This is a genomic window from Allofournierella sp. CML151 (assembly GCF_027853465.1).
In the GTDB taxonomy this organism is placed as follows: Bacteria; Bacillota; Clostridia; order Oscillospirales; family Ruminococcaceae; genus Allofournierella.
On record NZ_JAPNNW010000008.1, the window covers coordinates 113,316 to 137,399 of the forward strand.

At 63.9% G+C, this 24,084-nt stretch carries 22 protein-coding genes and 2 tRNA genes; 9 read left to right on the forward strand and 15 right to left on the reverse strand.

All coding sequences use genetic code 11. The features are described 5' to 3' along the window. Positions 1-33: 33 nt before the first annotated feature. The 4 genes from PH256_RS07885 to PH256_RS07900 form a co-directional block, all read right to left on the reverse strand. A complete protein-coding gene (locus PH256_RS07885) occupies positions 34-1,215 on the reverse strand; it encodes a M24 family metallopeptidase (protein ID WP_270913680.1) in 1,182 nt (393 codons plus the stop codon). Between the two features lie 90 nt (positions 1,216-1,305). Then, the gene (locus PH256_RS07890) at positions 1,306-2,862 is read right to left on the reverse strand and encodes an AbgT family transporter (RefSeq protein ID WP_270913681.1); all 1,557 of its coding nucleotides are present in this window, start codon (positions 2,860-2,862) and stop codon (positions 1,306-1,308) included. A 100-nt stretch (positions 2,863-2,962) separates the two neighbouring features. Then, positions 2,963-4,147, reverse strand: a complete 1,185-nt coding sequence (locus tag PH256_RS07895; protein ID WP_270913682.1) for a MalY/PatB family protein — start codon at positions 4,145-4,147, stop codon at positions 2,963-2,965. Positions 4,148-4,427: 280 nt separating this feature from the next. Then, the gene (locus tag PH256_RS07900; RefSeq protein ID WP_270913684.1) at positions 4,428-6,482 is read right to left on the reverse strand and encodes a sigma-54 interaction domain-containing protein; all 2,055 of its coding nucleotides are present in this window, start codon (positions 6,480-6,482) and stop codon (positions 4,428-4,430) included. A 190-nt stretch (positions 6,483-6,672) separates the two neighbouring features. Here PH256_RS07900 and PH256_RS07905 point away from each other — a divergent pair, with 190 nt between their 5' ends. Beyond that, positions 6,673-7,854: a M20 metallopeptidase family protein gene (locus PH256_RS07905; RefSeq protein ID WP_270913685.1), complete on the forward strand. Its 1,182-nt coding sequence runs from the start codon at positions 6,673-6,675 to the stop codon at positions 7,852-7,854. 69 nt (positions 7,855-7,923) lie between these two features. Here the strand turns inward: PH256_RS07905 and PH256_RS07910 are convergent, their stop codons facing one another. Then, positions 7,924-10,047 (reverse strand): FtsX-like permease family protein, encoded by a 2,124-nt coding sequence (locus PH256_RS07910; RefSeq protein ID WP_270913686.1) that lies wholly within the window; start codon positions 10,045-10,047, stop codon positions 7,924-7,926. Then, positions 10,044-10,805, reverse strand: a complete 762-nt coding sequence (locus PH256_RS07915) for an ABC transporter ATP-binding protein (protein ID WP_333766327.1) — start codon at positions 10,803-10,805, stop codon at positions 10,044-10,046. The genes PH256_RS07910 and PH256_RS07915 overlap by 4 nt, the downstream gene beginning before the upstream one ends. A gap of 209 nt (positions 10,806-11,014) precedes the next feature. On the opposite strand from PH256_RS07915, the gene PH256_RS07920 reads away from it, so the two are divergent. The 4 genes from PH256_RS07920 to PH256_RS07935 all read left to right on the forward strand — a co-directional run bounded on the left by PH256_RS07920 (position 11,015) and on the right by PH256_RS07935 (position 14,509). Further along, positions 11,015-11,725 carry a LytR/AlgR family response regulator transcription factor gene (locus PH256_RS07920; RefSeq protein WP_270913687.1) on the forward strand — a complete coding sequence of 237 codons (711 nt, stop codon included), beginning with the start codon at positions 11,015-11,017 and terminating at the stop codon, positions 11,723-11,725. A 2-nt stretch (positions 11,726-11,727) separates the two neighbouring features. Beyond that, positions 11,728-13,044, forward strand: coding sequence for a sensor histidine kinase (locus PH256_RS07925; protein ID WP_270913689.1), 1,317 nt, complete (start codon positions 11,728-11,730; stop codon positions 13,042-13,044). Positions 13,045-13,109: 65 nt separating this feature from the next. After that, the gene (locus PH256_RS07930) at positions 13,110-13,736 is read left to right on the forward strand and encodes an ABC transporter ATP-binding protein (RefSeq protein ID WP_087183864.1); all 627 of its coding nucleotides are present in this window, start codon (positions 13,110-13,112) and stop codon (positions 13,734-13,736) included. After that, positions 13,733-14,509, forward strand: a complete 777-nt coding sequence (locus PH256_RS07935; protein WP_270913690.1) for an ABC transporter permease — start codon at positions 13,733-13,735, stop codon at positions 14,507-14,509. Before PH256_RS07930 ends, PH256_RS07935 begins: the two co-directional genes overlap by 4 nt. A 67-nt stretch (positions 14,510-14,576) precedes the next feature. On the opposite strand, the gene PH256_RS07940 is transcribed toward PH256_RS07935, so the two are convergent. From PH256_RS07940 to PH256_RS07980, 9 genes are all read right to left on the reverse strand, one after another. Beyond that, the gene (locus PH256_RS07940) at positions 14,577-15,389 is read right to left on the reverse strand and encodes a zinc ribbon domain-containing protein (protein WP_270913691.1); all 813 of its coding nucleotides are present in this window, start codon (positions 15,387-15,389) and stop codon (positions 14,577-14,579) included. Beyond that, the gene (locus PH256_RS07945; RefSeq protein ID WP_270913692.1) at positions 15,390-15,764 is read right to left on the reverse strand and encodes a hypothetical protein; all 375 of its coding nucleotides are present in this window, start codon (positions 15,762-15,764) and stop codon (positions 15,390-15,392) included. Beyond that, positions 15,751-16,278 carry an RNA polymerase sigma factor gene (locus PH256_RS07950; protein ID WP_270913693.1) on the reverse strand — a complete coding sequence of 176 codons (528 nt, stop codon included), beginning with the start codon at positions 16,276-16,278 and terminating at the stop codon, positions 15,751-15,753. The genes PH256_RS07945 and PH256_RS07950 overlap by 14 nt, the downstream gene beginning before the upstream one ends. Positions 16,279-16,446: 168 nt before the next feature. Continuing rightward, entirely contained in the window at positions 16,447-17,106 is a 660-nt protein-coding gene (locus PH256_RS07955) for an alpha/beta fold hydrolase (protein ID WP_087183859.1), read from the reverse strand. A gap of 104 nt (positions 17,107-17,210) precedes the next feature. Next, a complete protein-coding gene (locus tag PH256_RS07960) occupies positions 17,211-17,969 on the reverse strand; it encodes a TIGR03915 family putative DNA repair protein (RefSeq protein WP_270913694.1) in 759 nt (252 codons plus the stop codon). Then, on the reverse strand, positions 17,948-19,276 hold the full coding sequence (locus tag PH256_RS07965) for a putative DNA modification/repair radical SAM protein (RefSeq protein WP_270913695.1): 1,329 nt from the start codon (positions 19,274-19,276) through the stop codon (positions 17,948-17,950). Before PH256_RS07965 ends, PH256_RS07960 begins: the two co-directional genes overlap by 22 nt. A 184-nt stretch (positions 19,277-19,460) precedes the next feature. Beyond that, a complete protein-coding gene (locus PH256_RS07970; RefSeq protein WP_270913696.1) occupies positions 19,461-19,652 on the reverse strand; it encodes a hypothetical protein in 192 nt (63 codons plus the stop codon). A gap of 28 nt (positions 19,653-19,680) precedes the next feature. Beyond that, positions 19,681-20,304, reverse strand: a complete 624-nt coding sequence (locus tag PH256_RS07975) for a histidine phosphatase family protein (RefSeq protein ID WP_270913697.1) — start codon at positions 20,302-20,304, stop codon at positions 19,681-19,683. Between the two features lie 66 nt (positions 20,305-20,370). After that, complete coding sequence (locus tag PH256_RS07980; RefSeq protein WP_270913698.1) at positions 20,371-20,985, reverse strand: LexA family protein; 615 nt, start codon at positions 20,983-20,985, stop codon at positions 20,371-20,373. Between the two features lie 178 nt (positions 20,986-21,163). On the opposite strand from PH256_RS07980, the gene PH256_RS07985 reads away from it, so the two are divergent. From PH256_RS07985 to PH256_RS08000, 4 genes are all read left to right on the forward strand, one after another. Then, complete coding sequence (locus PH256_RS07985) at positions 21,164-21,415, forward strand: hypothetical protein (RefSeq protein ID WP_087183854.1); 252 nt, start codon at positions 21,164-21,166, stop codon at positions 21,413-21,415. Positions 21,416-21,572: 157 nt separating this feature from the next. Further along, positions 21,573-21,659, forward strand: a tRNA-Ser gene (locus tag PH256_RS07990). Between the two features lie 36 nt (positions 21,660-21,695). After that, positions 21,696-21,786: transfer RNA gene (locus PH256_RS07995), tRNA-Ser, on the forward strand. Positions 21,787-22,362: 576 nt separating this feature from the next. Beyond that, positions 22,363-24,027 (forward strand): putative manganese-dependent inorganic diphosphatase, encoded by a 1,665-nt coding sequence (locus PH256_RS08000; RefSeq protein WP_270913699.1) that lies wholly within the window; start codon positions 22,363-22,365, stop codon positions 24,025-24,027. Positions 24,028-24,084 lie beyond the last annotated feature (57 nt).

The window sequence follows — 24,084 nt, forward strand, 5'->3', positions numbered from 1 at the left end:
GAATTGGGTTCGGGAATGGGAAAAGGGAAAAAATTACAGGTAATGGGGGGTGTTGGGGGTGAGCACCTCGCAGCCGTCCGGGGTGATCAGCACCATGTCCTCGATGTTGAAGCCCTGCACCCCGCCGATGTAGCAGGGCACCTCCATGGCCAGCACCATGCCCGCCTCCAGCGGCCGGGTGGTGGTGGGGTTGATGTAGGGGGCTTCGGCGGTGGCGGGGCCCATGCTGATGCTGTGGCCCTGATGGCCCCGGCGGTAGCTGGGGAACATCTCCTTCACGTAGTCGTAGGCGATGTGGTACAGCTCGTTGATGGGCAGGCCGGGCTTGGCAGCGGCGATCATCCGCCGCTGGGCCTCATACAGCCGGTCCTTCAGTTTGTACAGCGCCGGGTCCGCGCCCTCCATCACCCAGGCGCGGGAGGTGTCGGTGGTGTAGAAGTCAAACTCGGCGTTCACGCCCGCGTCGAACTTCACCACGTCGCCCTTCTGGATCACCGCGTCGCCGGGAATGGTCAGGCGGCTGCCGCTCTCGCCGGTGGAGAACATGGACCAGGCACTGGGCGCGGCCACGCCGGTGGCGATCACGGTGCGGCGGAACTCGTTCACCAGTTCCCGCTCGCTCACGCCGGGGCGGGCGATGCGGCTCACGGCGGTGAAGCCCTCGTCCGCTGCGCGGCAGAGGGTGCGGAACATTTCGATCTCCTCGGGAGTCTTCACGCTGCGGGCGTAAACGAACAGCTCGGAGATATTTTCAAACTTTGCCTCCGGGAACATGCCGCACAGATTATTGTAATAGCCCACGGGCAGATAGTCCAGCTCAACGCCCAGCTTTTTGTCCGCCAGGTCCATCTCCCGCACCATTTTGGCCAGGATGTCCGAGGAGCTTTCCATCACCGCGGGGGCGGGTACGATGGCGCCGTTTGCAATCTCGTCCCAGGTCTTTACGCCCACCCAGGTGTCGTACTTGCGCACGATGAAGCGGCCCGCGCTTTTGATTTCGAAGGTGGGCACCTCAAAGTCCATGGTGGTCAGCTGGGTGGGAACATCCTCCCGGGCGCTGACCACCGCGATGGAAAAGCCCGCCTGGCGGGACACGGTGTGCTGATGGCCGGCAAAGCCGGTCACATAATGGAAATTTTCCGGCGAGGAGACGATGGCGCCGTCCAGGCCTTTTTCACGCAGAAGCTCCTTGATTCGGTTTTCCTTGGGAAGCATGGAACAATCCTCCTTTGAGTGATGGATGTAACGGAAAAGGGCCGCGCGCGCAGCGGCGCGCGCGGCTCCTTACAAAACCGGCAGACGGGATTAGGCGGGGTAGAACATGGGAGAGCCAGGTCCCAGAGGCAGGCCCAGAACGTACCAGATGATGAACAGCGCGATCCAGCCAAGCAGGAAGCCCAGAGAGTAGGGCAGCATGGTGGAAACAACGGTGCCGATGCCGGCCTTCTTGTTGTATTTCTGGAAGAAGGCCACGGTCAGTACGAAGAAGGGCATGGTGGGGGCGATGATGTTGGTGCAGGAGTCGCCGATGCGGTAGGCCGCCTGAGTCAGCTCAGGAGACATGCCAAGACGCATGAACATGGGAACGAACACGGGAGCCATGATGGCCCACTTGGCGCTGTCCACCGCGATGAACAGGTTGATGATGGCGGTGAGCAGGATCAGCGCGATGATCAGCGGCAGGCCCACGAAGCCCACGCTCTCCAGGAAGTTGGCGCCCGCAACGGACAGGATGGTGCCCAGGTTGGAGTAGGTGAAGAAGTTGGTGAACTGAGCGGCGAAGAAGATCAGTACCATGAAGCCGGACAGGCCGGAGATGCCCTTGGTCATCAGGTCCACAACGTCCTTGTCGTTGTGGATGGTGCCCGCGCCCACGCCGAAGGCGATGCCGGGGATGAGGAACAGAAGCATCATGATGAAGATGATGCCGCTCATGAAGGGGCTGGACAGGAAACCGCCGGTGGCGCTGCGCAGCAGGCCGTTGGTGGGAACCACGGCGATCAGGATCAGGGCGATGTAGATGAGGGCGGCGATGCCGGCGAACTTCAGGCCGCGCTTCTCGGCGGCGGTCAGGTCGTTGCTCTCGCCCTCGATGGCGCCCTCGTATTTGCCCAGGCGGGGCTCAACGATCTTGTCGGTCACGAAGGTGCCGATGGCGGTGATCACGAAGGTGGAGGCGAACATGAAGAACCAGTTGCACAGGGGCGACACCACGTAGTTGGGGTCCAGCATGTTGGCCGCCTGGGTGGACATACCGGCGAACATGGGGTCGTTGGTGCCGATCAGCAGGTTGGCGCTCCAGCCGCCGGACACACCGGCGAAGGCAGCGGCCAGGCCCGCGATGGGATGACGGCCGAAGGCCATGAACAGAATCGCGCCCAGGGGAACCAGCACCACGTAGCCGGTGGAGGAGGCGATGTTGGACATGATGCCCAGGAACACCACCATGGCGGTGACCAGGCTGCGGGGGGCGGAGGTGGCCGCCTTGCGCAGCAGAGCGGACAGCATGCCCGAACCGTCGGCCACGCTCACGCCCAGGATGATGGTGAACACGGTGCCCAGAGCGAAGAACGAGGTGAAGTTGGTAACGATCTTGGTGATCAGGTCGCGGATGGCTTCCACCGAGAGCAGGTTCACCGCGGAAACGGTGGTCTCAACGATGGCGTTGCCGTTGGCGGTGTCGATGGTCTCGTAGGTGACCGACACGCCAAGCTTTGCGCAGATGGCCGAGATGATCATGACCGCAATGGTCAGGACCAGGAAGAGGGTTGCCGGGCTGGGCAACGCGTTGCCTGCATGCTCGATGCCGTCCAGCGCATGAACAACCAGGCTTTTCTTTTGCAGGGAATTGCTTTTTGCCATGGGGATTCCTCCTTATAAATGGTTTCTCTCTCCGGCGGCGGTGCCGCCTTATCTCACTCTCCTCCGCTGTGAAGAGCTTGATCCGCATTTGGGGGCCGGGTCAGCGGCCCATGTGTTTGTCCACAGCAGCCTTCAGCTGGGCCATGGCCTTTTCCAGGGTGCACAGCGGGCAGGCGATGTTCATGCGCATGTAGCCCTCGCCCTCGGTTTTGCCGAAGCCCCGGCCGTCGTTCAGTGCCAGGTGCGCCTCGTTTACCATGAAGGCGGGCAGCGCATCGCCCGCAAGGCCCAGGCCCTTGCAGTTGAGCCACAGCAGATAAGTGCATTCCGGCCGGTGCAGGGTGATCTCGGGGATGTTCTCCTTCAGGTAGTTCTCCACGTAGGCCACGTTGCGCTCCAGATGGGCCAGCAGCTGCTCCAGCCATTCCTCGCCGTAGCGGAAGGCGGCCTCCACCGCCACCAGGCTGAAGGAGTTGTTGCGGTGCACGTCCATGGATTTCCAGAAGGCCTGGTAGGTGTCCCGAAGCTTTTCGTTGGGGAACATCAGGGTGGCCGCCTGCAGGCCCGCCAGGTTGAAGGTCTTGGTGGCGGAGGTGCAGGTGATGGTGTTGGCGGCGATCTCCTCGCTCACGGTGGCCATGGGGATGTGCTTGTGGCCGAACAGCATCAGATCGCTGTGAATCTCGTCGCTGATGATCAGGGTGCCGTACTGCACGCACAATTCGCCCATCCGGCGCAGCTCGTCGGCGGTCCAGACGCGGCCCACCGGGTTGTGGGGGTTACACAGGATGAACAGGGGCGGGCGGCGCTTGAGTGCCTCCTCAAAGGCCTCGAAGTCCATGGAATAGTAGCCGTTTTCCTCCTTCAGGGGAACGGTGAGGCACTTGCGGCCCCAGTTTTCCACCGAGTCGAAGAACTCGCCGTAAACGGGAGTGGTGAACAGAATCTCGTCGCCGGGCTTCGAGAACTCCCGCACGAAGGTGCACAGCGCCGGTACCACGCCCAGGGTGTACAGGCACAGCGCCGGGTCCGGCTTCCAGCCGTTGCGCTTTTCCTGCCACTGGCACACCGCTTCAAAATAAGAGTCCGGGCGGCTGGTGTAGCCGAAGATGCCCTGCCGGTTGCGGGCGTCGATGGCGTCCAGAATGGGCTGGGCGGTCATCAGATCCATGTCGGCGATCCACATGGGGATCAGATCCCGGCGGCCGAAGCGGGCCTCCATCTCGTCGTACTTGGCGGCGAAGTTGTTCCACCGGTCGATGGGGCGGTCGAAATCGTATTTCATAGCGTCGTCTCCTTTTGCGTGGGTCTTCGGGCGGCGCACCGCCCGGTTGCTGTTGCTTTTGTTATAGCAAGAATCGGGCCAAAACAGGTGATTTTTTTGACAAAAAATAAAAAATTGGCGTTCCCGACAAATAGAACGAGTTCTGATTGTCGCAAACGCCAAAAAATATGGGAGAATTTGGACGTGAATTTTGACTGTTTTAGACAAGAAAATGACCGATCTGCAGAAAATGGTCAATAAAGGGTGAAGAAATGGGTATAAAAATCAACCTGTTTTCAACCTAAAATTGCGGATTGAGGGTCAGCTCGGCCAGCAACTCCAACCCCCGAGGGGTGATGCAGGTGCCGGACCGGCCTTTCTGAATGCTCACCAGGCCCAGCTGCTCCAGCTGGGCGGCCATGGTGCGGATGTTCTGCTGGCTCAGGGCAAGGCCCGCGGCGGCAGCCCGGGCCTCCAGTGCCTGGCGGCCCAGCGACCGGCTGGCGGCCAGCTGCTCCAGCAAAAACAGGTAGCTTTGCAGCCGGTCCCCGGCCAGGCGGCGCAGCTCGGCGGCCTGGGCAGGCTCGGCGGCGGGGGTATGAGGTGCGGCGGCCCGCAGGGTTACCGGCAGGTCCTCCGGCTCGATGAGGGGCTTTTCCAGATAGGCCAGGTATTCCACGCAGTTGCGCAGCTCCCGCACGTTGCCCTCCCAGGGGTGGCGCAGAAGCAGCTGGGCCGTTGCGGGCGAAAGCTCGAACCGGGCGCCGATTCCCTCCTGGATGCGGCGCAGAAGCAGCAGCACGTCGCCGCCCCGCTGGCGCAGCGGAGGCAGCTGCAGGGGCAGCACGCTCAGCCGGTAGAACAGGTCCCGCCGGAACCGGCCGCTGTGCACCTCCTCGTTCAGGTCCACGTTGGAGGCCGCGATGATACGCACGTCCACGTGGATCACGTCCACGCCGCCCAGCCGCACGATCTCCTTTTCCTGCAGCACACGCAGCAGCTTTACCTGCAGCATGGGGCTCATGGCCTCGATCTCGTCCAGAAACAAAGTGCCGCTGCGGGCGGCCTCGAAGAAGCCGATGTGGCCGCCCTTTTTCGCCCCGGTGAAGGCGCCCTCCTCGTAGCCGAACAGCTGGCTTTCCAGCAGGGCGTCCGGAATGGCGGCGCAGTTAATGGCCACAAAGGGCTCGTTTGCCCGGAGGCTGGCCGCGTGGATGGCGTGGGCGAACAGCTCCTTGCCGGTGCCGCTCTCGCCGCTGATCAGAATGGAGGCGTTGCTGGTGGCCATCCGGCGGGCCAGCTGCCGGGCGGACACCATGCAGGGGCTGTCGCCGATGATGCTGTCGAAGGTGTATTTGGTCACATGGCCCTTGCCCAGCAGCTGGCGGCGGATCTTCTGCTGGCGGCGCTCCTCGTCCCGGAAGCGCTGGAGCACGCAGAAGGTGGTGGGGCTGCTGCCGCCCCGGTAAAAGGAGTGAATGCTCACCGACACCGGGTTGCCGTGGATCTCCACCAGGCGGCTGTGGATGGCCTTCTGAGCCGAAAGGCTTTCGGCAAAGGGTAGAAAGGGCAGCGCCTGCTGGGCCCGGCGCTCCAGCAGCTGCTGGGCGGGCAGGCTCAGAATGTCCTCGGCCTTGGGGCTGCAGGCAAAGATCATGCCCTCGCCGTCCACGCCGATGAGTCCGGCGTCCAGCGCCTGTTCGAACAGCTCGAACAGGCTTTCCATCTGCACCGAGCGCTGGAGCATCTGCTCGATGCCGTAGGACTGCTCGGCCAGCGAGGCCAGGTATTCCTTGAAGGCGGGGCCGTCCAGCGCGGATTCGCATTTCAGCTGATGGGCCAGCTCCAGAAAGGTGCTGCCGCTCAGCAGCCGGGGCCCCAGATCGATCACCTCGGCGGCCCATTCCGGCACGAACCGCCGCTCGCCGGTGGTGATGGCCAGCGGCACATGGGACGGTTCCGGCGCGCCGGGATAATAGGGGATGAACTGGATGTTGGTCACACCCAGCTGATTCAGGGTGGCAATGGTCTCGGTGGCCATGGGCTGGTTCAGATTCACCAGCAGCGCCCGGGTGTTGCGGGGAATGGCCAGCAGCCGCTCCAGCCCGTCCCGGGTCACCCGCACCTCGCTGAGCACCACCGGTCCCCGGCTGGGCAGCAGCTGGCCGATGTCCCGGTCGGCAAAGGCGCAGGTGGACACCAGATATACATCCGCCGGTTCAATCACCGGGTCCGGCTGCAGCTGGGTGCTGTAGCACCGGGTGTTGACCTGGTCGCCGAAGAAATCCCGCACCTGGCTGGCATACAGCTGGGCGGAGGCTGCGTCCCAGGTGATGATGGCGAGTTGTTTGGCCATAAAAGCACCTCATTTCAACCTGTTCAACCTATTTTATGTGCTCATTATGGCATGGACCGGGGGTGCTGTCAAGAAAAGCGGCCCGGCGGGCGGGTCCGAGCCGGGCGAAGCGGCGCTGGCACGGAATTTGCTGCAAACAGAACAGAAGCATTTTGCCGGATTCTTTTACCGGAAAGGGGAGTTTATACAAATGTTTGAAATGAAGCAGTTTTATGAGCAGGCGGCCGCCATGGCCGGCACCCTGCGGGCCGACCGCCGCGCGCTGCACGGTATGCCGGAATTGGGGATGGAGCTGCCCCGCACCACCGCCTATGTGGAGAACCGCCTGCGGGAAATGGGGATCGAGCCCACCCGGCTGGGCGGCGGCATCACCGCCTGCATCGGCCCGGAAAAAGGCCCGGTGTTCCTTTTGCGCGGAGATATGGACGCGCTGAAGATGCAGGAGGCCAGCGGCCTGGAGTTTGCGGCGCAGGGCGAGTGCGCCCACACCTGCGGCCACGACCTGCACACCGCCATGCTGCTGGGCGCGGCGGCGCTGTTAAAGCAGAGGGAGAACGAGCTGCCCGGCCGGGTGAAGCTGATGTTCCAGCCTTCGGAGGAGAACCTGAAGGGCGCGGCGGCCATGGTGCAGGCGGGCGTGCTGCAAAACCCGCCGGTGGACGCAGCCCTGGCGCTGCATGTGTTCCCCGGCCCCATGCATGTGGGGACTCTGGCCTGGCGGCAGGGCCCGGCGCTGGCCTCGTCGGACAGCTTTTCCATTCTGGTGCGGGGCAAGGCGGGCCACGGAGCCATTCCCCAGAACGCGGTGGACCCGCTGACCATCGCGGCCCACATCCTGCTGGCGTTGCAGGAGGTGAACGCCCGGGAGGTGGACCCCCAGGATCCGCTGGTGCTTACGGTGTGCACCATCCACGGGGGCGAGCTGCACAATTCCATCCCGGAAACGGTGGAGATGAAGGGCAGCATCCGGGCCTTCTCCAACCACAACCGGGCCCACGCTCGCAAGCGGCTGGTGGAGATCTGCGAGGGAACCGCGGCTTTGTTCCGGGGCAGCTGTGAGGTGGAGTTCCTGGCGGGCGTGGCCTCGCTGCACAACCAGCCCCAGCTGGCCGCCGAGCTGGCGGGCTACGCGGGCCAGATTGCCGAAAAGATGGAGGAGCTGCCTCGCCAGATGGGCAGCGAGGACTTTGCCGAGGTGAGCCAGCAGGTGCCCGCGGTGTTCATGGGCATCGGCGCGGGCGGCCCGGAGGAGATCTACAACCGAGCGGGCAGCCACCACCCGGCGGTGGTCTTCAATGAAGAGGTGCTCCCCCTGGGCGCGGCGGTGCTGGCAGGCTGCGCTGCCAACTGGCTGGCGGCCCACGCGGAATAAAGAAAACACGCAAAATCCCCCGGCGGTGCTCCTGCACGGCCGGGGGCCTTCTTTCATCGAATGCTGCCGTCACCGCCGGATGTCCAGCGCGGCGCAGACCCGGCCGAGGGTGAGCCGGTACACCGCCCAGAGCAGCGCACCCACCCCGGCGGTCAGGCCCAGGCAGAGACCCAGCCCGGCCAGCTCCCCGGCGGTGAGCCGGTTGTCGTTGAAATAAAGGATGAGCAGGTAAAAGCCGAGAATCAACCCGGAGCCCGCCAGTGCGGGGGTGAGAAACACCCGGCGTACCTGGCTGCGGGCGGAGCGGTAGAGGTACTGCCCCGGCGCGCCCAGCCTTCGCAGGTCATTGTAGACCGGACGGCTGGTCAGGGCGATGGTCATGCAGCGGGTGCAGGCGATCACGATCACCGCCGAAAGGCACAGCACCCCGATGAACACGAACAGCATCAGGAACACCGCCGTGGTGCGCACGAAGTCCGCCTTGTCCAGCACCCGGAACCGGGGCATGTACTGCCAGTAGAGCCGGAAATCCGAGGAATCCCGCTGGCTGTAGTCCATGCGGGGGAAGTTCGCTTCTTCGGTCTGGTCCGGGTCCAGGAAATAGACGCCCTCTTTCTCCAGATACCGCTGGCGCACGATGGGGTCCCAGCCGTCCAGCACCGCCACCTCGGGGCCGGAGCCGTCCACGATGCGGTCGAAGAGGGCCCGGGCGAAGGGGTAGCTGTCCTCCTCGTTTTCCAGGTTGAAAAAGACCATCTGCTCGCGCCATTCGCCGGTGAGCCCCTCGGAAAGGGCGGTCCAGTCGCCGTCGTCCAGCACATAGCAGCCCAGCAGCAGGTCGTGGCACAGCGGCTCGGCCGGGGTGACCGCCAGCTGCTGCCCGGTGAGGGGATTGGTGAAGAGGGTCGCGTCCGGCTCGAACCGGCCCTGCCCGCTGCCGGAGGCGTCCAGCACACCGGCGGCCTGGCCCGGGGCCAGGTCCACGATCTCGCCGGTGAGGGCCCGGTAGCCGGATTCCGAGAGCACCAGCACGCTCTGGGCCAGCTCGGCGTAGACGCTGCGCCAGGTGGTGCCCAGTGGGCCCTCCTCCTCCACCTGATAGCTGCCGTCCACCGCCAGCCGGGCCATGGGCGCTTCGGCCCAGGAGGTGAGGGTCACGCCGTATTCCTCGGCCAGCTGCTCCACCTGGGTCTTTCCGGGGCCGTTCTGGTCCGCCCGGAAGTGGTAGGCGTAGTCCACCGGGCGGGCGTCGTAGCTCAGCATGGACCCGGCGCCGATCATGGGGGTGTAGAAGGCGGCGAACAGCCCGCCGCCCAAGAGCAGCGTCATCACCAGCATGCTGCGCACCGTCTGGCGGCCCTGGAACTTCATCATCGAGGTGGCGATCAGGTCCCGGTAGGCGTGCCGGGCCCGCCAGCCGTTCACCACCGTGTGCAGCAGAATCATGTAAAGCCCGGCCAGCGCGGGCAGATAGAACAGACCGGAAAGCCCGGCCGGCGGGTACCAGTGCAGCAGGTTCACAAACACCGAGGGCGCAAGGTAGCCCAGCAGGCCGCCCGCCGCCAAAAGAAAAATCCCCAGCGGGCCGTACCAGCGGGGCACCGCCCGGATGGGCTCGCTGCGGTGGACCTCCTGCACCGTCTCGATGATGTTGGCCCGGCGCACCGAGCGCCTGCCCGCCGCGAAGAGCAGCACCGCCACGAACACCGAAAAGCCCAGCGCGATGGCCCAGGCCCGGGGCTCAAAGCGCAGGGTCATCTGGGCGCTGTCCACCACAAACAGGCGGAACAGCTGCCAGATGCCCCAGGCAAGGGGCGCGGCCAGAATGGCCCCGGCGGCGCAGGAAACAGCGGCCAGCACCGCCAGCTCCCGGTTCAGCTGCCGCCGCAGCTGGCGGCGGGAGGCCCCCAGCGCCAGCAGGATGCCGGTCTGGCGGGAGCGGTGGCGGAAAAACAGCCCCGAGGCGTACACCGTGAACATGGCGCAGCCGATCACCGCCATCACAAAGATCATCAGCACCTGCTTGCGGGAGTCGCCCCCCTCCGGCAGCACCGCCAGAATGGTGGGCGAACGCATCATGATGCCGTAGGCGGTGATGAGCAGCACCGAGAAAAAGCAGCACCCGGCCAGCAAAGCGCTGTGTACCCGGTTTTTGCGGCGCAGGGCCGCGCATACCTGACCCAACTGTTTCATGGCTCCTCCTCCCGGCTCATCGCGCCAATGGCCTCCAGCAGCTGGTCCTGAAAGGCGCTCCGGTCCATGCCGCCCTTTTCCAGTGTGCGCCAGACCACGCCGTCCCGCAGAAGAATTACCCGGTCGCAGAAGGAGGCGGCGAAGGAATCGTGGGTGACCATGAAGATGGTGGCCCCCAGCATCTGCTTTGCCTGCTCAAAGCTGCGGATCACCGCCCGGCTGGACCGGGAGTCCAGATTGCCGGTGGGCTCGTCCGCCAGAATCAGCAGCGGATGGTTGATGAGGGCCCGGGCCACCGCGGTGCGCTGCTTTTCGCCGCCGGAAATCTCGGCCGGGTATTTGTTCTGAATGGCCCCGATGCCGAACACCTGGCACAGCTGCTCGGCCCGGGCCTGCACCGTCTGGCTCATGGCCCCGCCGATGATGGCGGGCAGCAGGATGTTCTCCATCACGGTGAGGCCGTCCAGCAACAAAAAGTCCTGGAACACGAAGCCCAGCTGCCGGTTGCGCACCGCGGCCAGCTCCTCCTCCCGCAGCCCGGCCAGGTCCCGGCCGTCCAGCAGGATGCTGCCGCCGTCGGCGGGCAGGTAGCAGGAGATGCAGTTGAGCAGGGTGGTCTTGCCCGAGCCGGAGGGCCCCATCACCGCCACGAATTCCCCGGCGTCCACCGTAAGGCTCACCCCCTTCAGCACCGGGAAGCTGGTTTTGCCCACCCGATAGGATTTTTGCAGATCGTTCACAGCAAGCATTGCGCTCATCCTTTCCGTTTGGCTTGGTTTCTGCCTTCACCATACCCCGCCCCGGCCCGCCGCCGCAACCGGGGGCGCAACGAATGGCGGCGCCGCGGTCATCTTTTGCACGCGGCGGTGCAGCGATGGAACAAACGGCGGTTTTTTGGTCAAGTTTGGTTTTGCACAAAAGCGGCGGTGTGGTATGATGGGAGCAAAGCCGAAAAGGGGGGATCGGGATGCTGCGGATCGGCATCTGTGACGATGTGCAGGAGGCCCGCTTTGCACTGCGCTGCGCGCTGGAGCGGGTGCTGGAGCGCCAGAGCGAGGAGGCCGCATTCTTTGAATTTTCCGGCGGCGAGGGGCTGCTGCGCTGGCTGGACAGCCACGTCGGGGAGCTGGATCTGGTGTTTCTGGACCTGGAGATGGGCGAGCTTTCCGGCATGGAGACCGCCCGGCGGCTGCGCGCGGCGGACGACGGGGTGCAGCTGGTGTTCATGACTGGCCACGCGGAGGGCGTGTTCGAGGGCTATTCGGTGGGGGCGCTGGGCTATCTGCTCAAGCCGCCCCGGGAGGACCAGCTGGAGCCGGTGCTCACCCGGGCGCGGGCGGCGCTGTGCCGGGCGCTGGAGCGGGCCTATGTGTGCCGCAGCGGCGACGTGCGGTATCGCATCCCGCTGGAACAGATCTTATATTTTGTGTCGGACCGGCGGCGGGTGACCTGCGTGACCGCCCGGCGGGACTACACCTTTTACGGCAAGCTGGATGAGGTGGCCGCCGAGCTGGGCGGCGAGTTCGTGCGGGTGCACCAGCGGTATCTGGTGCGTGCGGCGGCGGTGGAGCGCATTGAGGGCGCACAGGTGATGGTGGGCGGTCAGGCGCTGCCGGTGAGCCGCTCCTGCCGGGAGCAGGCGCTGCTGGCCCTGACCCGGGCCGTGCTGGAGGAATGACCATGTACGAGGAAATCAAAGCGGTGTTTTACCCGCTGTGGGTCTTGCTGGCCTTCTGCAACGGGCTGCTGATGGAAAAGCTCTGCGCCCCCTTTTTGCAGCTGCGGCCGGGAAAGCTGTGGAAGGCGGCGCTGATTTTATGCTTTGCCGGGAGCAGCGGCATGGTGATCTGGGTGGGGGACCCCAACCTGTTTTACACGCTGCCGGTGTTTCTGGTGGTGTTTTTCGCCTGCACCCGGGGGGACCGGGTGGGGCGGCTGGCGGTTTGCCTGGTGGTGTTCAGCCTGCTCATGTCCCTCTGTGCACTGAGCGACAGCTACCTGGGCGACTGGCTGGGCAAGCCCGGTCTGGAACAGTACATCTTCACCCGGCTGGTGCGCACGCTGGTTCTGGGGGCCATCTGGCTGATTCTGCGCCGCCGCCTGCCCGCCCGGCCGGTGCAGCTGCCCCGGCGGCTGTGGAAGCTGGCGCTGGGTCTGGCGGCGCTGCCCGTCTGCTCGCTGGCGGCGGTGGTGCTGCTGGCCACGCCCTACCGCAACCAGCCCGAGGCCTACGCGGTGTCCATGGCCATGGGTCTGGCGGTGCTGCCGGTGGTGCTGCTCACCTCGGTGGTGCTGCTGGCCTCCTACACGTTGCTGGCCGAGCACGAGGCGCTGGAGCAGGCCGGGCGGCTGGCGGCGCTGCGGGAGGTGTATTACCAGGGCCTGCAGGGGCAGGAGGACCAGGTGCGCCGTTTGCGCCACGACCTGCGCAACCACCTGACCGCCTTGCAGGGCCTGCTGGCCCGGGGGCAGACGGAGGCCGCCGACGACTACCTGAAGCAGCTGCTGGATTCGGAGGCCCTGCACGGCCGAAGGCGGCTGTGTGAGAACGAGACGGCGGACGTGGTGCTTTCGGCCAAGGCCCAGGCCATGGAGCAGGCGGGGGTAAACGCCCGGTTCGGGGTGAGCCTGCCCAAGGACCTGCCGCTGGCCCCCACCGACCTGTGCGCCCTGCTGGGCAACGCGCTGGACAACGCCCTGGAGGCCGCCCGCCAGACGCCGGAGGGCTGGGTGAGCGTGCGGGCCCGGGCGGACAAGGGCCTTTTGATGCTGCAGGTGGAGAACAGCGCCCCCGGCCTGCCCGTGCGGGAGAAGAACGGCCGTTTTGCCACCACCAAGGCGGACAAGAGCGCCCACGGCTTCGGGCTGGCGGGCATGGAGGAGATTGCCCGCCGCTGCGGCGGCACGCTGGAAGCGAAGGCGGAGGAGGGCCGGTTCGCCCTTACCGTCTGCATTCCGCTGGCCCCCTCTTGCGAAAACGGGCCGGGTGGAGTATAATCGGCAACAGCGCTGGGCTAAGCTGCCCGGCGCAATTTTATGCGCAAAAAGGAGGCAAGGCCGCCATGTGCCTGCTGCATGTGAGCGCCGGGACCGAATTCCGGGACCTGGTGCGCTACCCGGAGATCAGGATTCGGGAAAATTCCATGACCTTTATCACCGGCCCCAGCGGCTGCGGCAAAAGCACGCTGCTGCGGCTGCTGAACGCCACCGTCCTGCCCACGGCCGGGCGCATCGAATACAAGGGCAGTCCCCTGGGCGGGCTGCCGGTGCTGGACTACCGCAAAGAGGTGCTGCTGGCCCCTCAGCAGGTGTACCTGTGCGAGGGCAATGTGGCGGACCAGTTCGCCTTTTTCTATGGCGCGCGGGGCGAGGCGTGCGTAAGCCGGGCCGAGATGGTGAACGCGCTGGAAATCTGCCGTATGCCCCTCTCGCCGGAGGACAGCTGCGCCAATCTTTCCGGCGGCGAGCGCCAGCGGGTGTTTTTGTCCATTTATCTGTCCGCCCGGCCGAAGGTTCTGCTGCTGGACGAGCCCACCGCGGCGCTGGATGAGGTGACCGCCCGGGAATTTCTGGGCAATCTGAAGGCGGCCTGCCGCCAGCGGGGCACCACGGTGGTGTGCGTGTGCCACAGCCGCTCGCTGGTGGACGAGTTTGCCGACGAGGAGATTCGATTGGAGGCGAGGGCATGAACAGCGGCGGCGTGGTACAACTGCAGCTCTGGCAGTTTTCTCTGATCTACTTATTGCTGATTATCGTAATCGCCATCATGAAAAAGAGCGGGGTGGAGAAAACCCGCCTGCTGGTGGTGGCCAGCGTGAAGATGACGGTGCAGCTGGTGATCGCGGGTCTTGTGCTGTCTTACATCTTCCAGAACCCGAATCCGGTGTTTGTGGTGGTGTATCTGGCGGTGATGATCGGCTTCGCGGTGCACCGGGTGCTCAGCGCCAACCCCGGGCTGAACCGGCGGTTCCAGGCCATCATCGCGGCCTCCATCGCCCTGAGCGGCGTGTTTGTGCTGGCTTATTTCGTCTGCGCAGTGGTGGGCGAGAACATTTTCAATCCCCAGTACACCATCCCCTTGGCGGGCATGCTCATCGGCAACACCATGACCGGCATCTCGCTGGGCATCAAAACCTTCCGGGAGAGCTTGCAGGGCCAGAAGGCCCGGGTGGAGGCGCTGCTGGGCTTCGGCGCGTCGCCCAAGGCGATTTTGCAGCCGCTGGCAAAGCAGGCGCTGGAAACCGCCCTGCTGCCCACTTTGAACTCCATGGTGGGCATGGGCATCGTGTCGCTGCCCGGCATGATGACCGGCCAGATTCTGTCCGGCACCATGCCCACCACGGCCATTCTGTATCAGATCGCGGTGATGATCGCCATCTGCACCGTGGTCACCGCGGCCAGCTTCGGCTCGCTGTTTCTGGGCCTGCGCACCCTGTATGACCCGAAAAACCAAATATTGTGACAAATTTATACAAATAGTAAAAGCCTGAGCGGTTCAGCCGAGCCGCTCAGGCTTTTTGCGTATTCGTTTATTCCACCCAGATGCTGCCGGAGATATCGGTGGCGCCCTCGTTCACCAGCTGGAGGCTGACCGTTCCGGCGGCGCAGCCGTCCAGCGGGATGGCCACCGGCTGGCTCTCGGCCCGGGAAAGGTCGATGCTCTCCACCAGCTGGCCGTCCTGGCTGATGTTCAGCAGCAGAGGGCCGCCGGTACATTCCGTGCTGGCCATCAGGGTACGGGTGCTCGGGTCATCCAGCGTGAAGGCGGAGTCCAGGTGATAGCCGTTGCTGGATTTGTTCAGCGTGAAATTCCACACGCCATTGTCGTGGTTTTCGATGCTGACCAGCGCCCATCCGCTGTTTACCGTGACGGAAGCGCCGTGGATGGGCACCGAGGTGGAACCCGTCACCTGGGAACCGCCGCCGACATTCATGGCGAAGGCAAAGAGGGCCACAAACATGAACACCACGCTCAGCAGTGATACTGCTCCGGTGGCGATGGCCCCCTTCAAAAGGCCGTTCATCTTGCGGCGGGGCAGCGGCTGGCCGTACTGTTCGTTGGCCGCGCCGCAGTGTTCACAGTATTGGGCGGTGTGGGGAATGGGCGCTTGGCAGCTCTGGCAGGGCATCAGAGTTTTCTTGCGGCCAAAGGCCAGATAGAGGATGAGCGCCAGAATGGGGCTGGCAAAAATGCAGATCAGCACCCAGAGCACCGGGTCCTGGCCGTGGAGCTTTGCGTCCCGATACAGCCAGATGGCCAGCAGCACCAGAAAGGCAAGGCTGGATGCCATGCAGAGGAAAATCATCAGAAAAAATACAATGGGAAGAGCGGTTGCGGTCATTTAAAACCCCTCCTTTTTTCGAGTCCGTTTGGGCAGATAGATGGTAGTGGCGGCGCGCAGGTCCGCCATGCGCAGGCTGATGAAGGTGAGCACCACGCCCCCCACCGCCAGCCAGGCCAGCGCAAAAGAGGCCAGGTGGGCCCACAGCGGCATGATGGGCAGCGCGAAAATCACCGCAGGCACCCCGCAGACGATGAAGTTGGCCACCATGGGCAGCCACCAGAGCGACACCGCCCGGGTATCGGGCGCGGCGTCCAGCTGCTCCTGCCGCTGCCACAGGCATGCTTTCAGGGCCGCGTCCAGCTCCGGCGCGGGGCCGGGGGCGGGGGCGTGCAGCTGGGTTTGCAGGGCCTTGTCCAGATCAAAGTGTTCCATAGCCTTGGGCCTCCATTTCCTTTTTCAGCAGTTGCCGGGCCTTGTGCAGCCGGCTTTTGATGGTGCCCACCGGGGCCTTTTCCATGCGGGCGATCTCCTCCAGATTCCAGTCGAAGCCGTAGGCCAGCGTGATGGGGATTCGCAGCTTCGGGGGCAGCCGGTCCACCGCCGCCAGCAGGGCCGCGCTCTGGGCCCGGTTCTGGGCGGTCTGGGCCGGGTCGTCCGGCGCGGGCGGTTCGGGGGCGTTGTCGCCGTCCAGCTCCACCGGCCTAGCAATGGCCAGCCGCCGCCCGGCCTTGCGCTGTTCGTTTTTGAAGATGCCGCTTGCCAGGCTGAACAGCAGCGCCCGGGGATTGCTGCGCTCATCCAGGGTGAGGGTCAGCTCCAGGCATTTCAAAAAGGTCTGCTGATACAGATCCTCCGCCTGCTGGGTCCGGCCGGTGAGCCGGCGGCAGTAGCGGTAGATTTCCGGCCCGAAGCGGTCCACCAGGCGGGCTACCTCCTCCGCGTGCATCGCGTCCTCTCCTCTCTTTGAAAAAATGCCATGGCGCCGGGGGCGTTTTTTATCCCCCTGCATTCTGTGATCGTCGCAAGGCGGGCGGCGGTTCACATTTTTTGAAAATTTTCCGCAAAAAAGCGCGCTCCTCTTTTGCAAGGGGAACGCGCCGGGATTGTTTGCAGATCAGCCCCGCAGAAAGTTTGCCATGGCGGGGTAGAGCTTGTCGCTGTGGACCACATAGCTGCCGTGGGTCTCGCCGGGCAGAATCAGCAGCTTTGCCCCCGGAATGGACCGGGCGATGCGCCGGGTCTGGGTCTCGTCGATCAGGTCCTTTTCGCCCGCCAGCACCAGGGTGGGGGCGGTGATGCCGGTGAGCTGCCAGCCCGCCAGATGGGGCTGGGTGAGCATCAGGTCCAGCTTGGGGTCTGGGGAGATGCGGTTCTGCACCCGCATCAGGGTGCGCCAGGGCTGCTTGATGCCCGCGGGGGTCATGTTGGCCCCGGCCACCACCAGCCTGCCGGGCAGATCGGGCCAGCGCAGCGCCACCAGAAGCGCCACCACGCCGCCGTCCGAAAAGCCCACCAGCGCGGGCTTTTCCAGCCCCTGCTGCCGGATGAAGGCGGCCACATCCTCGGCCATTTCCCGGTAGGTGAGGGTGGGCACCGGGTCGCTCTTGCCGTGGGAGCGGCTGTCCAGCGCGTAGACGGTGTAGGACCGGGCCAGATCCTTGATGGCCACGTCGAAGATGGTGTGGTCCTCGCCGTTGCCGTGCAGCAGAATCACCGGGCGGCCGCTGCCCTCCTTATGATAAAAAAGCTTTAAGCCGTTCACGATGGCATACATGGGGCATCGCTCCTTTGCATTGGAAATCCGTAAGATATACCCCTATTATACCACTGGCGAAGGTGGGAAAAAGCAATAAATTGTTAAGGACGGGGCGAAAATGCTCACAGCTCCTCTTTCAGCTCGGTCATGTTCACCCAGTACCGCTTGGGGCAAAGGCTCCGGCGCAAAGCCGGATTCTCCCGGGCAGCAATGGCGATGGTCTTGTAAAACCGCTTCCACAGCTCCTGATACGCCGCTTCCTCCCGGGAAATTTCCGGGAAGGGGGGCGCTTCGTCCAGCTGGGCGTAGCTGGCCTTGCCCTTCTGCCACAATAGAGCAGCGCCGTGGGTGGCGTCGTAAAGGATGAAATCCTCGCCGGGCAACCGCTGGCAGAAGTGCAGCCGCAGCAGGGGCAGCACATAGTGCTTGGGGGTGATGGTGCCGCCCAGAAAGTCGCCGTAGTCCTGAAAGCGCACAAAGCCGGTGAGCAGGTGGGCCTCGCCGCACACCGCTTTTTCCAGCGCCAGCACCGGGGCCACGTCCTTGTGGCCGGCCATGAACATCACGCCCGGGCCCACCCGGTAGCCCAGCCGCAGAAACCGCAGAATCTGCAGCTCCTTTTCCTCGCTGCCGGAAAGAAAGGCGTGGGCCACGCAACTGCGCGCCCCCTTGCCCAGCTTTTTGGGCAGGCTGGCGTCCACCCGGCGGGCCTTGGCCGGGTCGGTCTCGATGAGCTTTTCCGGGAAGAGGGTGGCCATGGGGCTGGAATGGGGCAGGATGGCAAAGGGGATCTCGTGGGCGTACACGCTCTCGAACACGCAGCAGAGAAAGCCCTCAAAGCTGCCATCGTACCGGTAGACTACATCCGCTTCTCGATCCATGTGACTGCCTCCTCCTTTGCCGCTTCCAGCCCCGGCCTGCCCGCGGTGAGCATGGGGGCAAACTCCGGGGCAAACAGGCTCAGCTGCTGGGCCCCGGCGGCGAACACGCCGGAATCCACCAGCGCCGCCGCGATGCTCCGGCGACCGAAGCCCGCCGCGCCGGAAAAGCCCTTGCAGCAGATGAAATACTGGGCCCGCTTGAGCACCACGCCGATGCGCCGCAGCTCCTCCAGGCCCAGTGCCCCCTGACGGCGGGCCCGCACGATGCGCCCGGCACTTTTCGGCCCGATGCCCGGCACCCGCAGCAGCATGGTTTTGTCCGCCCGGTTCACGTCCACCGGGAACTGGTCCAGATGCTGGATGGCCCAATTGCATTTGGGGTCCAGGAAGGGGTCGAAGTTGGGGCTGGCGTCGTCCAGAATTTCGTCCGCCGAAAAGTCGTAAAAGCGCAGCAGCCAGTCCGCCTGATAGAGCCGGTGCTCCCGCAACAGGGGCGGGGGCGTGTTCAGGGCGGGCAGGCGGCTGTCCTGCGCCACGGGGATATAGGCCGAGTAGAACACCCGCTTGAGCTGGTATTTCTGGTAAAGGCCCTCGGTGAGCTTCAGAATCTGCCGGTCGGTCTCCGGGGTGGCGCCCACGATCATCTGGGTGCTCTGCCCGGCGGGGGCGAACTTGGGCGCGGACCGGTAGACCGTCAGCTCCTGCCGGTTTTCGTCCCGGGCGCGGGCGATCTGGCTCATGGGGGCCAGGATGGCCGACTTTTTCTTGTCCGGCGCAAGACGCCCCAGACTGGCGGCGCTGGGCAGCTCGATGTTCACGCTCAGCCGGTCCGCCAGCAGGCCCAGCCGGTGGATCAGCGCCGGGTCCGCTCCGGGAATGGCCTTGGCGTGGATGTAGCCCCGGAAGTGGTATTCATTCCGCAGCAGCTCCAGCGCTTTGATCATCAGCTCGGTGGTATGGTCGGGGCTGATGAGCACCGCGCTGGACAGAAACAGCCCTTCGATGTAGTTGCGCCGGTAGAACTGGATGGTCAGCTCCGCCAGCTCCCGGGGGGTGAAGGCGGCCCGGGGCAGGTCGTTGGAGCGGCGGTTCACGCAGTAGGCGCAGTCGTAGGCGCATACGTTGGTGAGCAGGACCTTTAACAGGCTCACGCAGCGGCCGTCCGCCGAGAAGGTGTGGCAGCAGCCGGGGGCCACCGCGCTGCCGATGCTCCCGGCCGCGCCGCCCCGGTCCACACCGCTGGAGGTGCAGGCCACATCGTATTTGGCGCTGTCCGCCAGGATGGTGAGTTTTTCCATCAGGTCCATGCCCGGACCCCTCCTTTCTCTGGTTGGATTTTAAATCATAGGAGTGTTCACGAAAGCGAAGAAAGAAGCAAAAACAAAGCAAAAAAGAGAGTGAAACCGCAAAAAAGGCGCAAAAAAGAAAGCCCCATGCGGCGCATGGCAAAACCAATGGTTTGATGGGGCTTTTTGGAAAATAAAGACGGAGTTATTTTCGGTCGGCTTTGGAGCGAATCCAGGCCGCCAGGATCACCAGCTCAAAGGCAATGAAGGAACCGGTGGCCACGGTGAGCGCCCCTTCCGGGGAGAGCCCGTTCAAAAGGTCGTGGAACAGGGCCGCCCAGACCAGATACAGCAAAACAACGCCCAGACCGGCCAGGATGGGAAACAGCAGCTTCATGGTGTGGCCTCCTCGTGCCGCCTGGCAATCACTTTAAGTATTTTTCCAGATAGTTCGCGCTGGTGGGGCCGCTGGTGCTTTTCAGTACAAAGCGCTCGCCCTCCAGCTCCAGCTCGGCGGCGGCGCAGTTGCCCAGGCCCACGCTCCAGTAGTCCTTCATATCAAGGCCCAGCTCGGCGGTGAGCAGAGCGTGCAGCGCCGCGCCATGGCTCACGGCCAGCACGGTCTGGCCCCGGTGGGCCTGCTTCACATAGGCCACAAAATCGCTCACCCGTGCCATCAGAGCGGGCAGGCTCTCGCCGCCCGGGGCTGGCACAAAGTGGGCCGGGTCCGCGAAGAAGGGGGCAAAGTCGTCGCCCAGGGTGCGGGGGGCCTTGCCCTCCCAGTCGCCGAAGGCGATTTCCTTGATGCGCTCGTCGGTGCGCACCTTGTCGGCGGGCCAGCCGCTCACCAGCACGGCGGTTTCCACCGCGCGGCTTAAGGGGCTGGAGTACACCGCGTCAAACTGCACACCGGAAAGCCGCTGCCGGGCTTCCTCGGCCTGGCTGCGGCCGGTGTCGTTCAGAGGGATGTCCGTCTGGCCCTGCAGACGGCCCGCCAGGTTCCAGTCGGTCTGGCCGTGGCGTACAAGATAAAGCCGGGTAGGCTGCATGGGAATTTCCACTTCCTTCTATATAGTATAAGGGCGGCGGGGAAACCGGGGGAGAAAAGGGCAAAATTACCACTTGGCCCTCGTCTCCACCACCTTGCCCGCGATGAACAGCTGGTTCAGCTCCTCGCCGCGGATCACCTTTTCCTCATAGGCCGGGTTGAAGGGCTGCAGAATCACCGCGTTGCCCCGCTGAATGTACTTTTTCAGGGTGCCTTCGCCCTCGCCGAAGACCATCACGCCCAGGTCTCCGTTTTCCAGGGTGGGCTGGCGGTGCACCAGAGCCAGGTCGCCGTCCTGGATGCGGGGCTCCATGCTGTCGCCCTTGACCACCAGATAAAAATAGTTGGCGGGGTCCTTCACGCAGGCGTATTCCACCCCGTAGTCTTCTTCAAAGGCCAGCGAGCCGTAGCCCGCGCGCACGGTGCCGATCACCGGGATGGGGCTTTCCGCATAAGGCAGGGAAGGGGCAGCGGGCTCTGCGGGCTGCTCGCTGATGCCCAGCAGGTAATCCGCCGAGGTTTCCAGCAGCTCGGCCAGCCGGGCCAGAGTAGTGGGGTCCGGCGAGGAGCGGCCGGTCTCCCATTTGCCCACCGCCTGCTGGGTCACGCCCAGATGTTCGGAAAGACTTTTCTGGCTCAGGCCCATCTCCTTGCGCAGCTGCTTCAAGCGTTGTGGGAACATGTGTGAACACTCCTTTCTTGCTGGCTTCATTATACAACTAAAAATTGTTCTTGTAAATAAAATACGCGAAAAAGTTGTTAAAATACCATTGACAACAACTGACGGTTGTTGTAGAATGAAGCCACAACAACCAGTCAGGCCACGAAACGGGGCCGGCAGTGCAAAGGAGCGGTTTGAGATGAAACGAATGATTTGTGATTCCATGCTGGTGCTGGGCGCTCTGGCCTTCGTTGTGGTGGCGGGCGCGGCGGTGGAGGGCACTATGCCCCTGGCGGCCGCGCTGGGCCTGATGGCCCTGCTGGCCGGTGGGATGCGCGGCATCGCCCGGCTGGAGCAGCCCCGGGCCGTCTGCCGGGTGCGCCGCGGGCGGGGCCGTTACCGCCGCCCTGCTCCCCGGCCCCGGAAGGCTGAGGCACTGCGGGCGGCCTGAGAAAAAGCGCCCGGTATGCTCCGCGCCCCCCTTGCGGTGCATGCCGGGAGTTTTTTTAAAAAACGTTCGTTTTTTTTAAAAAAGATGGTTGACAAACCCGTGACCCTGTGATAACATAGATAACGCACTAGCGATGGCGTGTGTGACAGCCACTCTTGGAGAGGTGTCCGAGTGGTTTAAGGAGCCGGTCTTGAAAACCGGTGACCCGCAAGGGCCGTGGGTTCGAATCCCACCCTCTCCGCCATTTTTTAATTTCATATTTTGATATGGACTTTGCTCTGGAGAAGTACTCAAGAGGTCGAAGAGGCGCCCCTGCTAAGGGCGTAGGTCGGGAAACCGGCGCGAGGGTTCAAATCCCTCCTTCTCCGCCAAAAACCCCGAACGCGTTTGCGTTCGGGGTTTTCTTTTTTCACTTTTCACTATTCACTCTTCACTGAAGCTGCCAAAAGGGAGAATGAAAGTGAAGAGTGAAAAGTGAAGAGTGAATAGGTAAGGTGTGCCGCAAGCGGCACGGATTTTCAGGCAGTCCGCCGGGGCAGGCTTGACCGGGGAACATCAGACTGCAGCCGGGGCCGTCCGCCTCGCCCGGATTTTCCACACATCAGCCGCTTTTTGGTGGAAAATCTGCTGCCTGCAAAGGGTGGAATCTGCCCCGAAAACCGGACCTTTTGCCTGTGGGCGGGTATGCGATACCGCAAAAAAGGCCGAATCGCCTGCAAAATCACCAGTAGATTTGCGCCTTTTGTGCCAAAATAGCAGCAGTTCGTGAAAAATGAAGCCATTTTGCGCAATTTGATGTACTTTACTGCAAAGAGTAGTGTATAATGTACTGCAGGATTCTTTCAACCTTATTATAGATTATAAAAAATTGCAGGGGGCCGGATGCCGGTGCGGCTGTTTTTGTGGGCAAAGGCGCCCTGCAGGGGAAAGCGAGAGGTATAGTTTACATGGATCAGACCAACACCAAGCGTAAGATCATGGTGATCGGCCACCGCAACCCGGATACGGACTCCATCTGCTCGGCCATTGCCTATTCCAATCTGAAGAACAAGACCGTGGGCCCCTGGCATGAAGCCTGCCGCGCGGGCGAGATCAACCAGGAGACCGCCTTCGTGCTCAAGCGCTTCGGCGCCAAGACCCCCCGCCGCTGCCTGAACGTGAGCGCTCAGGTGCAGGACATCGATATCCGCCCCGTGCCCGGCATTCTGGGCAACACCACCATGCGCCGCGCCTGGGAAACCATGCGCGACACCCAGGCCAACAGCCAGCCCATCGTGGACGAAAAGGGCATGCTGCAGGGCCTGATCACCCTGGGCGACCTGGCCGTGGCCAACATGGACAGCCTGGACACCCATGCTTTGAGCAACGCCCGCACTCCCATCAAGAACGTGGTGGAGGTTCTGGGCGGCACCGTGCTGGCCGGCGATGATTCCGGCTACTTCGAGAGCGGCAAGATCGTGATCGGCGCCTCCAGCCCCGACGTGCTGGAGAATACCATGGAAGCCGGCGACATCGTGCTGGTGGCCAACCGCTACGAGACCCAGCTGTGCGCCATCGAGATGGGCGCCGCCTGCGTGGTGGTGTGCATGGAGTCCACCGTGGCCAAGACCATCGTCAAGCTGGCCAACGAGCGCGGCTGCCTGCTCATCAGCAGCCCCTACGACACCTACGCCGTTTCCTGCCTGATCAAGCAGAGCGTGCCCGTAAGCACCCACATGACCCCCCGCGAGAAGCTGCGCACCTTCCTGCCCAGCACCCCCGTGGACGAGGTGAAGAAGGTCATGAGTAAGGTGCGTGACAACTACTTCCCCGTGCACACCAACTCCGGCAAGTACCTGGGCCTGATCAGCCGCCGTAACCTGCTGAATCTGCAGCGCAAGCAGCTGATCCTGGTGGACCACAACGAGAAGACCCAGTGCGTGGACGGCTGGGAAGAGGCCGACATCCTGGAGGTGGTGGACCATCACCGTCTGGGCAGTCTGGAGACCAGCCAGCCCGTGTTCTTCCGCAACCAGCCGGTGGGCTGCACCTGCACCATCGTGTACCAGATGTACCAGGAGCAGGGCGTGGAGATCGAGCCCCACATCGCGGGCCTGATGCTCAGCGCCATCCTGTCCGACACGCTGTGCTTCCGTTCTCCCACCTGCACCCCCGTGGACGAGGCTGCCGCCCGTGCGCTGGCCAAAATCGCCGGGGTCGAGCCCGAGGAGCTGGCCAACGAGATCTTCGAAGCCGGTGAGAATCTGGAGGGCCGCGCCGCTGAGGACGTGTTCTTCCAGGACTTCAAGATCTTCACCCATGGCGACATCCGCTTCGGCGTGGGCCAGGGCAGCTACATGAGCGAGAAGAACCGCCAGCGCGCCGCCGAGCTGCTGCGCCCCTACCTGCCCGAGGCCCTCAAGCGCGAGGGCGTGCAGATGATCTTCTTCATGCTCACCAGCGTGAAGGATCAGTCCAGCAAGGTGCTGTTCTGCGGCGAGGGCGCCGAGCAGCTGATCGGCACCGCCTTCCGCTGCGAGCGGGACACCGACGGCAGCGTGGTTCTGCCCGGCGTGGTCAGCCGCAAAAAGCAGATGATCCCCGCCATGCTGGACACTCTGGCCCAGATGTGATCCGGGCTGCAAATCCAACCACAGAACCCAGATACCGCCGGCTTTTGCCGGCGGTAT